Raw genomic sequence first — 14,075 nt, forward strand, 5'->3', positions numbered from 1 at the left:
GCAGGGGTGAACCCGTTCGCCCCTGCAGGATTGTGCAATGTCCAACCTGACAATCCAGTTGCTCGAAGCGCTCAAGCCGTGGCGCAATGCCCCGGCCTGGCGCATTGCCCTTTCCGGCGGTCTTGACTCGACTGTCCTGCTGCACCTTCTGGCTCACCTTCGCCCAACCCATGCACTCCCCCCGCTGACTGCCCTCCATATTCACCATGGTCTACAGGCTATAGCGGATACGTGGCCGGCTCATTGTCAGTTGCTGTGTGATGCCCTGGGCGTGCCGCTCACGGTGGTGCGCGTGCAAGTGTCCGCCGGTGCAAGTGTCGAGCGGGCAGCACGGGAAGCGCGCTATGAGGCGTTCGAGGCCATCCTGCAGCCGCAGGAGGTGCTCTTTACGGGGCAGCATCGCGATGATCAGGCCGAAACCGTGTTGTTCCGGTTGTTGCGCGGGGCCGGTGTCAACGGGCTGTCCGGCATGCCGCGTGAGCGCAGATTGGGCCGCGGGGTAGTTGGGCGCCCGTTGCTGGATATTTCGCGTGCCGATCTTGAGGCTTACGCGCACGCCCATGGTCTGCACTGGGTTGAAGATCCGTCCAATGAATACAGCGGTTTTTCCCGTAATTACTTGCGTCATGAAGTGATGCCGGTGTTGTCACGGCGTTGGCCGCAGGTGACCACAACGCTGTCGCGCGCGGCTGATCATTGTGCTCAAGCGCAAGGTTTGCTGAATGAGCTCGCTGAGCAGGATCTGGCACTTGCCGCGGCCGAGGCACCTTTTGCCTGGCTGGGTTTGCCCTCTCTGCAGCTTGAACCTCTCGACCGTCTGTCGGCTGCCCGTCAGCGCAACGCTTTGCGCCAGTGGCTGGCCGGTCTTACACGATTGCCTGATACCGCGCATTGGGCCGGTTGGGAGGCGTTGCGTGATGCCGGCGTCGATGCACGGCCTGTATGGCGTCTGGCGGATGGCGAGGTGCATCGAGCGGGCGGACGGATCTGGTGGCTGTCGGGACAATGGCTGCGCCAGCCGACTGCGCCGATCACCTGGGATGAGCCAGCTCTACCCGTGTCATTGCCCGGGAACGGGCTGTTACGCATAGAGGGCGAGGTGCCCGAGGGCGCCTTGCAGGTGCGCTATCGTCAAGGCGCAGAAGTCATGTCGCTGGCAGGACGCGGTCACCGTGACCTCAAACGCTTGCTCAATGAGCGCGGGGTGCCGCCGTTTGCCCGTGGCAGATTGCCGCTTCTGTACCAAAATGAGCGCTTATTGGCTGTGGCAAACCTCGAGGGACTGGACGCTGACCCCAATGGACACTGGCAATTGAAGTGGCTGCCAACTTCAAGCGATCAAGGTTTGAGCTGAAAGGGGCTTTCCGGTAGACTACGCTCCCTTCTTGATACAGCTTCTGTAGATTCACCGGAATTACAGAAGTTGCCGATTACCAAGCAGTCTTTGCTGGGCGATTTTAAAAAAATGTGTGGCTTGTATCGAACCGATGGTTGCCATTGGTCTGTTTCAACGCAGCAGTTTTTCGAAAGGTGCACTGTGACTAATGCTGGTGATTGGGGGCTTCGGCCTTCCTTCGCTTTCCCCGGCGGCTCTGACCGCTTTAACGCAGACTTCTAGGGTTTTTCATGACGCGCTACATCTTCGTCACGGGCGGTGTTGTTTCTTCATTGGGGAAAGGCATTGCCTCGGCTTCATTGGCAGCCATCCTGGAGGCGCGGGGACTTAAGGTCACCATGCTGAAGCTGGACCCCTACATCAACGTTGATCCGGGCACCATGAGCCCGTTCCAGCACGGTGAAGTGTTCGTCACACACGACGGCGCCGAGACCGACCTGGACTTGGGTCACTACGAGCGGTTCATCCGCACGACGATGACCCAGAACAACAACTTCACCACGGGCCGTGTCTACGAACACGTTCTGCGCAAGGAGCGCCGTGGTGATTACCTGGGGGCAACCATCCAGGTAATTCCGCACATCACTGACGAAATCAAGCGTCGAATCATCAAGGGCGCCGGCGATGCCGACGTAGCGATGGTTGAGATTGGCGGCACTGTGGGTGACATTGAGTCGCAACCGTTCCTCGAAGCTATCCGTCAGTTGCGCATCGAAGTGGGCGCCAAGCGCGCCATGCTGATGCACCTGACTCTGGTTCCGTATATCGCCACCGCTGGCGAGACGAAAACCAAACCGACCCAACACTCGGTTAAAGAATTGCGCTCCATCGGCCTGCAGCCGGACGTGCTGATCTGCCGCTCCGACCACCACGTGGATGTATCTTCGCGTCGCAAGATCGCGTTGTTCACCAACGTTGAAGAGCGCGCCGTGATTTCGCTGGAAGACGCTGACACCATCTACAAGATCCCGGGCATGCTGCACGCTCAGGGTCTGGATGACTTTGTTGTCGAGCGTTTTGGCTTGCAGTGCAACACCGCTGACCTGTCCGAGTGGGACAAGGTCGTGGATGCCAAGCTCAATCCTGAACACGAAGTCACCATCGCGATGGTCGGCAAGTACATGGAACTGCTGGACGCGTACAAGTCGCTGATCGAAGCGATGAGCCACGCCGGTATTTCCAACCGTACCAAGGTCAACCTGCGGTATATCGACTCCGAAGACATCGAGAACAAAGGCACTGAACTGCTGGAAGGCTGTGATGCCATCCTCGTACCGGGCGGCTTTGGTCTGCGCGGCGTAGAGGGCAAAATCACTGCCGTTCAATATGCTCGCGAGAACAAGGTGCCTTACCTGGGTATCTGCCTGGGCATGCAAGTGGCAGTGATCGAGTTCGCACGTAACGTATTGGGCTGGAAAGACGCCAACTCCACCGAATTCGATCGCAGCAGCGGCCACCCGGTGGTGGGTTTGATCACTGAGTGGGAAGACGCCACCGGTGCAGTCGAAACCCGTACCGAAACGTCGGATCTGGGCGGCACCATGCGTCTGGGTGCGCAGGATTGCCAGCTTGCAGCCGGTTCCAAGGTGCATGATTGCTATGCCAAGGACGTGATTGTCGAACGTCACCGTCACCGTTACGAAGTGAACAACAACCTGCTGCCTCAACTGATCGAAGCCGGCCTGAAAGTCACCGGTCGTTCCGGCGACGGTGCGTTGGTAGAAGTGGTAGAAGCGCCGGATCATCCATGGTTCGTGGCGTGCCAGTTCCACCCGGAATTCACCTCCACACCCCGTGACGGCCACCCACTGTTCAGCGGTTTCGTCAAAGCAGCATTGGCGCAACACGAGAAGAAGGCGTAATCAGCATGGCGCAAAAGATTATTCGCGTAGGCAATATCGAAATTGCCAACGACAAGCCTATGGTCTTGTTCGGTGGCATGAACGTGCTGGAAAGCCGTGATATGGCCATGCAGGTGTGCGAAGAGTACGTCCGTGTTACTGAAAAGCTCGGTATTCCTTACGTGTTCAAGGCCAGCTTCGACAAGGCCAACCGCTCATCTGTCAGCTCTTACCGTGGCCCAGGCCTGGAAGAGGGCATGCGGATTTTCCAGGACATCAAGCAAGCATTTGGTGTGCCGCTGATCACCGACGTCCACGAGCCTGCGCAAGCGGCCGTGGTCGCCGAGGTGTGCGACATCATCCAGTTGCCGGCTTTCTTGTCGCGTCAGACTGACCTGGTCGTGGCCATGGCCAAGACCGGCGCCGTGATCAACATCAAAAAAGCCCAGTTTCTCGCGCCCCAGGAAATGAAACACATCCTGAGCAAATGCGAAGAAGCGGGCAACGATCAGTTGATCCTCTGTGAGCGTGGTTCCAGCTTCGGCTACAACAACCTTGTGGTCGACATGCTGGGCTTCGGCATCATGAAGCAATTTGAGTACCCGGTTTTCTTCGACGTGACCCACGCGCTGCAAATGCCCGGTGGTCGTGCCGATTCTGCCGGCGGTCGCCGCGCCCAAGTGACTGACCTGGCCAAGGCCGGTATCAGTCAAGGCCTGGCTGGCCTGTTCCTTGAAGCACATCCGGATCCTGACAACGCCAAGTGCGACGGCCCTTGCGCCTTGCGCCTGGACAAGCTTGAGCCTTTCCTGGCTCAACTGAAGTCTCTGGATGAGTTGGTTAAGAGTTTTCCGACAATAGAAACCGCTTAACCCTCGATTCTCCGGTAAAGTACCGCACGATTTCTCGGGCCTCAGGGCCCGAGCCTTATCGTCCGCAAGGCTGCCTGTTATTCGACCCTTGCCGACGGTGACCAGATTTCCCTCAGCTGCGTCGTTTTCGTCAACTTTGGAGTATTTACAACAATGGCAAAAATCGTCGACATCAAAGGTCGTGAAGTTCTCGACTCCCGTGGCAATCCCACTGTGGAAGCGGACGTGCTTCTCGACAACGGCATCATCGGCAGCGCATGCGCGCCGTCCGGTGCTTCTACCGGTTCCCGTGAGGCATTGGAGCTGCGTGATGGCGACAAGAGCCGTTACCTGGGCAAAGGCGTGCTCAAAGCCGTTGCCAACATTAACGGCCCTATTCGTGATTTGCTGCTGGGTAAAGACCCGGTTGATCAAAAGGCGCTCGACCACGCGATGATCGCGCTGGACGGTACCGAAAACAAAGGCTCGCTGGGTGCCAACGCTATCCTCGCCGTGTCGCTGGCTGCCGCCAAGGCCGCCGCACAGGACCAGGACCTGCCGCTGTACGCGCACATTGCCAACCTGAACGGCACACCGGGTGTTTACTCGATGCCGGTTCCGATGATGAACATCATCAACGGTGGTGAGCACGCCGATAACAACGTCGACATTCAAGAGTTCATGGTTCAGCCAGTCGGCGCCAAGACTTTCTCCGATGCGTTGCGCATGGGCACCGAAATCTTTCATCACCTCAAAGCCGTGCTTAAGGCCCGTGGTCTGAACACCGCCGTGGGTGACGAAGGTGGTTTCGCACCGAATCTGGCGTCCAACGAAGATGCACTGAAAGTGATCTCCGAAGCCATTGCCAACGCCGGCTACACCTTGGGCACTGACGTGACCCTGGCACTGGACTGCGCGGCCAGCGAGTTCTACGAAGACGGCAAGTACAACCTGTCGGGCGAAGGTCAAGTCTTCAACTCCGAAGGCTTCGCTGAATACCTCAAAGGTCTGACTCAGCGTTACCCGATCATCTCCATCGAAGACGGTCTGGACGAGTCTGACTGGGATGGCTGGAAAATCCTGACCGATAAAATCGGTGAGAAAGTACAGCTGGTCGGTGACGATCTGTTCGTGACCAACACCAAGATCCTGAAAGAAGGCATCGATAAAAAGATCGCCAACTCGATCCTGATCAAGTTCAACCAGATCGGCACCCTGACCGAAACCCTGGAAGCCATCCAGATGGCCAAGGCGGCTGGTTACACGGCAGTGATCTCGCACCGTTCCGGTGAAACTGAAGATTCCACCATTGCCGACCTGGCCGTGGGCACGTCGGCTGGCCAGATCAAAACCGGCTCCCTGTGCCGTTCCGACCGTGTTTCCAAGTACAACCAACTGCTGCGTATCGAAGAGCAGTTGGGGGCGAAAGCCAAGTACAACGGTCGTGGCGAGTTTCGCGGCTAAGCGGTAAGTGATAAAAAGACAGCAGATTGTGTCGTAACACTCGCCAGCGCGAGGGGTTTGACACTAATCTGGTGGCTACACGTACAAGCCTGGTTCGTCCAGGCTTTGTACTATTCGTGGTTTAGGTTTGTCGGCATGGCTGTCTTTTCACTGGATACCTGATATTCGATGCGCAGTCCCAATTGGTTGTTCCTTATCTTGCTCTTGCTGCTGGCTGGCCTACAGTATCGCCTGTGGGTGGGGAATGGCAGTTTGGCGCAGGTTACCGACCTGACTCAGCAAATCGCCGATCAGCGTGCTGAAAACGAAATCTTGCTTGAGCGCAACCGCGTGCTGGATGCGGAAGTGTCAGAGTTGAAAAAAGGCATGGAGACCGTTGAAGAGCGGGCTCGCCATGAATTGGGCATGGTCAAGGAGGGTGAAACCCTCTATCAGTTGGCCCAATGAACCGTTCCTCGCCGGCCTTTTGGGCCGTGATTCCTGCCGCGGGCGTGGGTGCCCGAATGGCCGCGGACCGTCCCAAGCAGTACTTGCAGCTGGGCGGACGCAGTATTCTCGAACACAGCCTTGGCTGTTTTCTCGATCACCCCGGTCTTCTGGGGCTGGTGGTCAGTGTCGCCTGCGACGATCCTTTCTGGCCGACGCTACCTTGTGCGGTTGATCCGCGTGTGGTGCGGGTGGATGGCGGTCGTGAGCGTGCAGATTCGGTGCTCAACGCGCTGTTGCATTTACATGCGTTGGGGGCCAGTGACGATGACTGGGTGCTGGTGCACGATGCAGCGCGGCCCAATCTGGCCCGAGAGGATCTGGATAAACTGCTCGGTGAGTTGTCGGATGACCCGGTGGGCGGCTTGCTCGCGGTGCCAGCGCGCGACACCTTGAAGCGGGTCGATAAGCAGGGCCGCGTAGTCGAAACCGTTGATCGTCAATGCATATGGCAGGCCTATACGCCGCAGATGTTTCGTCTCGGCGCACTGCATCGTGCGCTGGCCGATAGCCTGGTCGCGGATGCCAACATCACTGATGAGTCTTCAGCCATGGAGTGGGCAGGCTTGTCGCCGCGCTTGATCGAAGGTCGTTCCGACAACATCAAGGTGACGCGCCCTGAAGACCTTGAGTGGCTGCGATTACGGTGGGTTAACCGCTAACACCGGAGCATCCTGCGTAGGCCGATGCGGCCGCGGCATTAAGGCTGCAATCCATTGCATGGCAAACGTCGATCCGTTTACCTCCCCAAAGGCGCTCAACCCCGTGCGCAAGTGAACTCACTGCTGGGCGGTTGAGTACTCTTCGCGTGTGGCCAGTGCTGCTTTCAGATAATCGACCAACTGTCTGACTTTGGGTGATAAGTGCCGCTGTTGTGGGTAAAGGGCCCAGACGGCCGTGTTGGGGGGTTGATGCGGTTCCAGCAAGGACACCAGCGCGCCGGTTTTTAAATGCTCAAGCACGTAGTAGTCGGGCAATTGACACAACCCTACGCCAAACAGCGCCGCATCCAGCACCGCCTGCCCACTGTTACAACGCCAGTTGCCTTGTACGCGCTGCGAAAATTCCCTGCCGTCTTGTTGCAACTGCCAGAGGTCCGAGCTGCCAATCAAACAATTATGCCGGCCCAGTTCCGACACACTGTGTGGGCGTCCGTAACGTTCCAGGTAGGAAGGGGAGCCGCACAGGTACATGCGCCGTGGGGCCAGGCGAGTGGCTACCAGGCGTGAGTCCTGCAACCGGCCGAGCCGGATGGCCAGGTCCAGGCTTTCGTGCACCAGGTCCAGCGGGCGGTTACTCAGTTCAATGTCCACCCGTAACTGCGGGTACAAAGCCATAAATCGCGTGACCAGCGGCACGATAAAGCGTTCGCCATAAGCGACAGCGCACGTCATGCGCAGCAGCCCTTTGGGTTCGCTGGCCAGGTCGCCTATCGCACGTAACGCTTCTTCGCGTCCATCCTGCAAACGCTGGCAATGTTGCAGGAACGTCTGCCCGGCTTCGGTCAGTGTCACGCGCCGGGTGCTGCGGTAAAACAATCGCGTCTGCAAGCGCTCCTCTAGCCGTGCCACCTGACGGCTGATATGGGAAGACGACACCCCGAGTCGTTCGGCGGCCGCCGTGAATTGACCGCACTCTGCGACGGCAACAAATTCGTCTATACCTTCCCAGCGGTTCTCGTTCATGGAGGATTGTCCCTGCCTGGCAATAATGTTTTGCTTTTGGCTGGATTATTAATCAGCCAGCGCTGATTTACACTCCATGTCTTGTTTTTACTTTGCTGGAGACGATCGATGATCAAGTCACGTGCTGCCGTAGCCTTCGAGGCCAAAAAGCCGCTGGAAATCGTGGAAGTGGATGTTGCCATGCCCAAGGCAGGTGAAGTGCTGGTGCGGGTGGTGGCGTCGGGCGTTTGCCACACCGATGCGTATACGCTGTCGGGTGCAGACCCGGAAGGTATTTTCCCGTCGATTCTGGGCCATGAAGGCGGCGCAATCGTTGAAGCGATCGGTGAGGGCGTTACCTCGGTAGCGGTAGGCGATCACGTTATTCCGCTGTACACCCCGGAATGTCGTCAATGTAAGTTCTGCCTGTCGGGCAAGACCAACCTGTGTCAGGCGATTCGCTCGACTCAGGGCAAAGGCTTGATGCCCGATGGCACTACGCGCTTCTCCTACAAAGGTCAGCCCATTTTTCACTACATGGGAACGTCTACATTTTCTGAGTACACCGTGTTGCCAGAAATTTCAGTGGCCAAAATTTCCAAGGATGCTCCGCTGGAAAAAGTCTGCCTGCTGGGTTGCGGCGTGACCACGGGCATCGGCGCCGTGCTTAACACCGCCAAGGTCAAACCAGGCGATACCGTCGCCATTTTCGGTCTGGGAGGGATTGGTTTGTCAGCCGTCATTGGTGCTGTGAAAGCCAAGGCTTCGCGGATTATTGCGATTGATATCAACCCGGCCAAGTTTGAAATCGCCAAGCAACTGGGCGCCACGGAGTGCGTCAACCCGAAAGACTTTGACCGTCCGATTCAGGACGTCATTGTGGATATGACAGACGGCGGCGTGGACTTCTCTTTCGAATGCATCGGCAATGTGCAGTTGATGCGTGCGGCACTGGAATGCTGCCACAAGGGCTGGGGCGAGTCGGTGATCATTGGCGTAGCAGGCGCCGGGCAAGAAATCTCGACCCGTCCGTTCCAGCTGGTGACCGGTCGCGTCTGGCGTGGTTCTGCCTTTGGTGGCGTGCGCGGCCGTACAGAATTGCCGAGCTATGTCGACATGGCGCAAAGCGGTGAAATCCCGCTGGATACCTTCATTACCCACACCATGGGTCTGGAAGATATCAATAAGGCATTCGATCTGATGCATGAAGGTAAAAGCATCCGTACTGTCATCCATTTCTAATCGGCAGCGGCCAGCCTCGCGCAAACGGGGCTGGCGGCCTGGAGTTGTCCATGACACTGGAAAATATAGCCTGCCAGAAGAGCTTCGGCGGCTGGCACAAGCGCTACCGGCATCGGTCTCAGGTGCTCGGTTGTGACATGGTGTTTGCCGTGTATTTGCCGCCACAAGCCGAGCAGGGCGCCACTTTGCCGGTGCTGTACTGGTTGTCGGGGCTGACGTGTACCGATGAGAACTTCATGCACAAGGCAGGGGCCATGAAACTGGCCGCTGAGCTGGGCTTGATCATTGTGGCGCCCGACACCAGCCCCCGTGGCGACGGCGTACCGGATGACCCCGACGGGGCCTGGGACTTCGGGCTGGGAGCGGGGTTTTATCTGAATGCCACACAGCCGCCATGGGCACAGCACTATCAGATGCACGATTACGTGGTGAACGAATTGCCCGCGTTGGTTGAAGCGCATTTTCCGGCTTCCCAGCGACGGGGCATCAGCGGCCATTCGATGGGCGGCCACGGCGCACTGGTGTGCGTATTGCGTAATCCGGGGCGTTATCAGTCCGTTTCGGCGTTTGCACCGATCAGCAATCCGATGGATTGTCCTTGGGGGCAGAAGGCGTTTTCTCATTATCTGGGCGAAGAACGTTCGCGCTGGCGTGAGTGGGATGCCAGCGCACTGTTGGCACAGGCGCGTGAAAAGTTGCCGCTGTTGGTTGATCAGGGCGATCGGGATGACTTCTTGGCTGTCCAGCTCAAGCCTGATGTGCTGCAAAAGGCGGCTGAACTGGCCGATTACCCGCTGACATTGCGTATGCAGCCTGGCTATGACCATAGCTATTTCTTTATCGCCAGCTTCATTGATGATCACTTGCGTCATCACGCCACTGCACTGGGTGCCTAATAGCGCCCAAGGCAGGTCAAAGTAGGTAGAATCACGCCCTGACTTAATCGGGGCGTTTTTTTATGCGTATTGGCCACGGCTATGATGTGCACTGTTTTGCTGAGGGCGACTTTATTACCTTGGGCGGTGTGCGAATCCCACATAAATTCGGCCTTTTGGCTCACTCTGATGGCGACGTGTTGTTGCACGCACTCAGTGATGCGTTGCTGGGGGCTGCTGCGCTGGGCGACATCGGCAAGCACTTTCCTGATACCGACCCTACCTTCAAGGGCGCTGACAGCCGAGTCCTGCTGCGTCATGTGGTTGGCCTGATCCACGCCAAAAGCTGGAAGGTCGGCAATGTCGACAACACCATCATTGCTCAGGCGCCCAAAATGGCACCGCATATCGAAACGATGCGCGCGCAGATTGCCGCGGATCTAGAGGTTGATTTGGACCAGGTAAACGTAAAAGCCACCACCACCGAAAAGCTGGGCTTTGTCGGCCGTGAGGAAGGCATTGCCGTGCATTCGATCGCGTTGTTGGTTCGCGCATGAACGAATTTGATCTGTTGGGCCCGCGCGCGTATGGCGACGCATTGGGTACGGCGGTGCTCAAGGCTACCGCTGACGATTTTCAGGTCGATGAAGTCCTGGATATTCCCCTGTCCGGGGATGGCGAGCATCTATGGCTGTGGGTGGAAAAGCGTGGTCTGAACACCGAAGAGGCCGCGCGCCGGATTGCCAAGGCCGCCGGTGTGCCACTGCGTACAGTCAGTTATGCCGGGCTTAAGGATCGTCAGGCGCTGACCCGCCAGTGGTTTAGCGTTCAGTTGCCGGGCAAGGCTGATCCGGACCTGTCTTCGGCTGAAAATGACACGCTGACCATCCTCAAGACGTCGCGTCACAAGCGCAAGTTGCAGCGCGGAGCCCACGCGGCCAACGGCTTCACGTTGCGCCTGACTCAATTGGCGGGCGACAAGGACGCGTTGCAGCAACGTCTGGAGCTGATTGCCCGTCAGGGTATTCCCAACTATTTCGGCACCCAGCGTTTTGGCTGGCAGGGTGGCAATCTTGGGGAGGCGCGTGATTACGCTGCCCGCAAGGCGTTGCCTGAACAGCGCAATGTACGGTCACGGCTGCTGTCGACGGCCCGCAGCTACCTGTTCAATCAGGTGTTGGCGGCCCGTGTAGCAGACGGCACTTGGCAGAAAGCTCAGGTGGGCGACCTTCTGGCCTTTACCGATAGCCGGAGTTTCTTCCCGGCCGGTGAGGCAGAATGCAGCGATCCGCGCCTGGCCATTCTGGATGTGCACCCGACCGGGCCGCAGTGGGGCGAAGGGGATTCTCCTGCCCAGGGCGCGCCCCATGAACTGGAACAGTCGATCGCCGAGCGTGAAGCTGATCTGCGCGATTGGCTGGTCCGTGCGGGCATGAGTCACGAACGACGCATTCTGCGGCTGCCCATTGGCCGGTTGACGTGGCATTATCCAGAGCCTGACATTCTGCAACTGGAATTTGTACTGCCGGCCGGATGCTTCGCCACTGTTCTGGTGCGCGAACTTGTTGATCTGGTGCCGTTGGGTCAAACGGACAGCCTATGCGTATTCTGATTTCTAACGATGATGGGGTAAGTGCCCCGGGCCTTGCAGCGCTTCACGCGGCACTGGCCGATTATGCCGAGTGTGTGGTGATTGCGCCCGAGCAGGACAAAAGCGGGGCCAGCAGCTCGCTGACGCTCGATCGCCCGCTGCACCCGCATACCTTGGCCAATGGTTTTGTCAGCATTAATGGCACGCCGACCGACTGCGTTCATTTAGGCATTCACGGCCTGCTGGACCCGCAACCCGACATGGTGGTTTCCGGGATAAACCTTGGGGCTAACCTGGGCGATGATGTGCTGTATTCGGGAACCGTTGCTGCCGCACTGGAAGGCCGGTTTCTGCAACGGCCGTCATTCGCATTTTCGTTTGTGTCGCGTCAGCTCGATAACTTGCCGACGGCGGCTTACTTCGCTCGCAAGCTGGTGCAAGCCCATGACCAGTTGGACCTGCCGCCGCGTACCGTGCTTAACGTGAATATTCCCAACTTGCCGTTGGACAAGATTCGCGGCATCCAGCTCACGCGCCTGGGGCACCGGGCGCGTGCTGCGGCGCCGGTGCAGGTGGTCGACCCGCGCGGCAAGGCGGGTTACTGGATTGCCGCCGCGGGCGATGTGGAAGATGGTGGGCCGGGAACGGACTTTCATGCGGTCATGCAGGGTTATGTGTCGATCACGCCATTGCAGCTTGATCGCACGTTTGGCGAGGCATTCAAATGTCTCGATGGTTGGCTTGAGGGCTTGGGGTGATGGGGCGTGAACAGAGTGGCCTGATGCATCGCGGTATTGGCATGACTTCCGAGCGTACTCGTGAGCGGCTGATTCAGCGCCTGGTTGACGAAGGCATCGTCAATCAAAACGTGCTTGAGGTTATTCGTCGCACCCCGCGTCACCTGTTTGTAGACGAAGCGCTGGCGCACCGGGCTTACGAAGACACCGCCTTGCCGATTGGCAACAATCAGACGATTTCCCAGCCTTATATGGTGGCGCGCATGAGCGAGCTGCTACTCGAAGACGGCCCGTTGGACAAGGTCATGGAAATCGGCACCGGCTCCGGTTATCAAACCGCCGTGCTGTCGCAGCTGGTTGAGCGCATCTTCTCGGTCGAGCGCATCAAGGTGCTTCAGGATCGGGCCAAAGAGCGCTTGCAGGCGCTCAACTTGCGCAATGTGGTGTTTCGCTGGGGCGATGGCTGGGAAGGCTGGCCAGCGCTGGCGCCCTATAACGGCATTATCGTGACAGCAGTCGCTACGGATGTGCCCCAGGCCTTGCTGGATCAGTTGGCACCGGGTGGGCGCCTGGTGATTCCGGTGGGGGCGGGCGAAGTGCAGCAACTGATGTTAATCGTGCGCGAGGAGCATGGTTTTGCGCGTCGCGTGATCGGTAATGTGCGTTTTGTACCGCTTTTGAATGGCCCGTTGGCCTGACCCTCATTCATCTGCGCTGAATTATAGGGGCGGGCGGGGGTCCTATAGCCCGACGCCAAGGCTCTGTTTAGCCTCACACGTGCTTTAAACGGCGTGTTTAAGCATCGGCTTTACTGTCTGTAATAGCTGCGTTGCCAGTTATACTTGCGCCACATTTCGGCCGGTACTGGCCATCTAATATTTAGCCACCATCAAAGGGAGCGGCGGGTGAGTCTCACAGTCATTGCGCAGCGTATGAGAACCAATAGCTATCACAGACTGGTGGTCGGTTTACTTCTGAGTGCCACGCTTGCCTTGCTGGCGGCCTGTTCCAGTTCGCCCAAAAATGGCGTGCGTGTTGTCGACCGTAATGGTGTGGCCCAGCGCCCGGCCGTGACCACCGGGCAATACGTTGTCCGGCGTGGCGACACGCTGTTTTCCATTGCGTTTCGCTACGGATGGGACTGGAAGGCGCTGGCGGCCCGTAACAATATTGGGGCGCCATTCACGATCGTTCCGGGGCAGACCATCCGCTTTGACGGAAGAGCCGGCGCCCGTCCGACAGCCGTCGCCACCAGTACTGTCACGTCATCTTCATCGGGCAGTAAAACAACGGTCATCAAGCGTCAAGCCACCGCAACGAAGACTGCAGTTGCCCCGGCACCATTGCCTGCCGGACCCGCTCCCAAAGGCTGGGGCTGGCCTGCAAACGGTATTTTGATCGGTAAATTCTCTTCAAACGGTAGTTTGAATAAAGGTATTGATATCGCCGGGGATTTGGGACAGCCTGTTTTAGCTGCGTCGGATGGCTCAGTGGTGTACGCCGGGAGTGGATTGAGGGGCTACGGCGAATTAGTCATCATCAAACACAGCGATACCTACGTCAGTGCCTACGGTCACAACCGCAGGCTCTTGGTTCGGGAGGGGCAGCAGGTCAAGGTTGGACAGACAATTGCCGAAATGGGGTCAACTGGTACAGACCGGGTGAAACTTCACTTTGAAATTCGCCGCCAAGGTAAACCTGTAGATCCACTGCAATTTCTTCCACGCCGTTGATCAGTTACCAGCCCGTTCCTTGATGTAGTAAAGGAATGGGCTCCAGCATTGCCAAGGATCAGGCGAGGCTAGGCTCTGTACGTAAAGTATTGTCGCAAGCACCGCATAGCGCAGGCCAATGAGACCATCGCCGCAAAACTTGTTGCGAGCTTGTCGAAGCGCGTCACGATGCGACGGTTCTCCTTCAGCCAGCCA

General features: G+C 58.0%; 14 protein-coding genes and 1 pseudogene. 13 read left to right on the top strand and 2 right to left on the bottom strand.

Annotated features, from left to right (window positions below; translation table 11 throughout):
• The first annotated feature begins 37 nt into the window (after positions 1–37).
• The 6 genes from tilS (at position 38) to ispD (ending at position 6,700) form a co-directional block, all read left to right on the top strand.
• Positions 38–1,354, top strand: a complete 1,317-nt coding sequence (gene tilS / locus TU74_RS12160) for a tRNA lysidine(34) synthetase TilS (RefSeq protein ID WP_048376664.1) — start codon at positions 38–40, stop codon at positions 1,352–1,354.
• Positions 1,355–1,626: 272 nt separating this feature from the next.
• The gene (locus TU74_RS12165) at positions 1,627–3,258 is read left to right on the top strand and encodes a CTP synthase (protein ID WP_047277182.1); all 1,632 of its coding nucleotides are present in this window, start codon (positions 1,627–1,629) and stop codon (positions 3,256–3,258) included.
• Positions 3,259–3,263: 5 nt separating this feature from the next.
• The gene (gene kdsA / locus TU74_RS12170) at positions 3,264–4,109 is read left to right on the top strand and encodes a 3-deoxy-8-phosphooctulonate synthase (protein WP_047277180.1); all 846 of its coding nucleotides are present in this window, start codon (positions 3,264–3,266) and stop codon (positions 4,107–4,109) included.
• Between the two features lie 153 nt (positions 4,110–4,262).
• Positions 4,263–5,552: a phosphopyruvate hydratase gene (gene eno / locus TU74_RS12175; protein ID WP_047277178.1), complete on the top strand. Its 1,290-nt coding sequence runs from the start codon at positions 4,263–4,265 to the stop codon at positions 5,550–5,552.
• A gap of 168 nt (positions 5,553–5,720) precedes the next feature.
• Complete coding sequence (gene ftsB / locus TU74_RS12180) at positions 5,721–5,999, top strand: cell division protein FtsB (RefSeq protein WP_047277176.1); 279 nt, start codon at positions 5,721–5,723, stop codon at positions 5,997–5,999.
• The gene (ispD, locus tag TU74_RS12185; RefSeq protein WP_047277174.1) at positions 5,996–6,700 is read left to right on the top strand and encodes a 2-C-methyl-D-erythritol 4-phosphate cytidylyltransferase; all 705 of its coding nucleotides are present in this window, start codon (positions 5,996–5,998) and stop codon (positions 6,698–6,700) included. The genes ftsB and ispD overlap by 4 nt, the downstream gene beginning before the upstream one ends.
• Before the next feature lie 117 nt (positions 6,701–6,817).
• On the opposite strand, the gene TU74_RS12190 is transcribed toward ispD, so the two are convergent.
• Positions 6,818–7,723, bottom strand: coding sequence for a LysR family transcriptional regulator (locus TU74_RS12190; protein WP_047277172.1), 906 nt, complete (start codon positions 7,721–7,723; stop codon positions 6,818–6,820).
• A 108-nt stretch (positions 7,724–7,831) separates the two neighbouring features.
• Here TU74_RS12190 and TU74_RS12195 point away from each other — a divergent pair, with 108 nt between their 5' ends.
• The 7 genes from TU74_RS12195 (at position 7,832) to TU74_RS12225 (ending at position 13,880) form a co-directional block, all read left to right on the top strand.
• Positions 7,832–8,944 (top strand): S-(hydroxymethyl)glutathione dehydrogenase/class III alcohol dehydrogenase, encoded by a 1,113-nt coding sequence (locus tag TU74_RS12195; protein WP_047277170.1) that lies wholly within the window; start codon positions 7,832–7,834, stop codon positions 8,942–8,944.
• A 50-nt stretch (positions 8,945–8,994) separates the two neighbouring features.
• Complete coding sequence (fghA, locus tag TU74_RS12200; protein WP_048376666.1) at positions 8,995–9,840, top strand: S-formylglutathione hydrolase; 846 nt, start codon at positions 8,995–8,997, stop codon at positions 9,838–9,840.
• Between the two features lie 62 nt (positions 9,841–9,902).
• Entirely contained in the window at positions 9,903–10,376 is a 474-nt protein-coding gene (gene ispF / locus TU74_RS12205) for a 2-C-methyl-D-erythritol 2,4-cyclodiphosphate synthase (RefSeq protein ID WP_048376668.1), read from the top strand.
• On the top strand, positions 10,373–11,431 hold the full coding sequence (truD, locus tag TU74_RS12210; protein ID WP_047295106.1) for a tRNA pseudouridine(13) synthase TruD: 1,059 nt from the start codon (positions 10,373–10,375) through the stop codon (positions 11,429–11,431). The genes ispF and truD overlap by 4 nt, the downstream gene beginning before the upstream one ends.
• Complete coding sequence (gene surE / locus TU74_RS12215; RefSeq protein WP_048376669.1) at positions 11,419–12,168, top strand: 5'/3'-nucleotidase SurE; 750 nt, start codon at positions 11,419–11,421, stop codon at positions 12,166–12,168. The genes truD and surE overlap by 13 nt, the downstream gene beginning before the upstream one ends.
• 41 nt (positions 12,169–12,209) lie before the next feature.
• Positions 12,210–12,845: a protein-L-isoaspartate(D-aspartate) O-methyltransferase gene (locus TU74_RS12220; RefSeq protein ID WP_162199714.1), complete on the top strand. Its 636-nt coding sequence runs from the start codon at positions 12,210–12,212 to the stop codon at positions 12,843–12,845.
• Between the two features lie 207 nt (positions 12,846–13,052).
• Entirely contained in the window at positions 13,053–13,880 is an 828-nt protein-coding gene (locus TU74_RS12225; RefSeq protein ID WP_048376671.1) for a peptidoglycan DD-metalloendopeptidase family protein, read from the top strand.
• 68 nt (positions 13,881–13,948) lie between these two features.
• On the opposite strand, the pseudogene TU74_RS24150 reads toward TU74_RS12225, so the two are convergent.
• Positions 13,949–14,075, bottom strand: a pseudogene (locus TU74_RS24150) (IS5/IS1182 family transposase); the annotation flags it as partial.

The sequence above is a fragment of the Pseudomonas lundensis genome, assembly GCF_001042985.1.
GTDB classification, from domain to species: domain Bacteria; phylum Pseudomonadota; class Gammaproteobacteria; order Pseudomonadales; family Pseudomonadaceae; genus Aquipseudomonas; species Aquipseudomonas lundensis.

Bases quoted from the DNA above. Each gene is read 5' to 3' on its own strand.
- ftsB (WP_047277176.1), top strand. From the start codon at position 5,721: ATGCGCAGTCCCAATTGGTTGTTCCTTATCTTGCTCTTGCTGCTGGCT.
- TU74_RS12190 (WP_047277172.1), bottom strand. From the start codon at position 7,723: ATGAACGAGAACCGCTGGGAAGGTATAGACGAATTTGTTGCCGTCGCA.
- TU74_RS12165 (WP_047277182.1), top strand. From the start codon at position 1,627: ATGACGCGCTACATCTTCGTCACGGGCGGTGTTGTTTCTTCATTGGGG.
- TU74_RS12220 (WP_162199714.1), top strand. From the start codon at position 12,210: ATGACTTCCGAGCGTACTCGTGAGCGGCTGATTCAGCGCCTGGTTGAC.
- ispD (WP_047277174.1), top strand. From the start codon at position 5,996: ATGAACCGTTCCTCGCCGGCCTTTTGGGCCGTGATTCCTGCCGCGGGC.
- fghA (WP_048376666.1), top strand. From the start codon at position 8,995: ATGACACTGGAAAATATAGCCTGCCAGAAGAGCTTCGGCGGCTGGCAC.
- ispF (WP_048376668.1), top strand. From the start codon at position 9,903: ATGCGTATTGGCCACGGCTATGATGTGCACTGTTTTGCTGAGGGCGAC.
- surE (WP_048376669.1), top strand. From the start codon at position 11,419: ATGCGTATTCTGATTTCTAACGATGATGGGGTAAGTGCCCCGGGCCTT.
- truD (WP_047295106.1), top strand. From the start codon at position 10,373: ATGAACGAATTTGATCTGTTGGGCCCGCGCGCGTATGGCGACGCATTG.
- TU74_RS12195 (WP_047277170.1), top strand. From the start codon at position 7,832: ATGATCAAGTCACGTGCTGCCGTAGCCTTCGAGGCCAAAAAGCCGCTG.
- kdsA (WP_047277180.1), top strand. From the start codon at position 3,264: ATGGCGCAAAAGATTATTCGCGTAGGCAATATCGAAATTGCCAACGAC.
- tilS (WP_048376664.1), top strand. From the start codon at position 38: ATGTCCAACCTGACAATCCAGTTGCTCGAAGCGCTCAAGCCGTGGCGC.
- eno (WP_047277178.1), top strand. From the start codon at position 4,263: ATGGCAAAAATCGTCGACATCAAAGGTCGTGAAGTTCTCGACTCCCGT.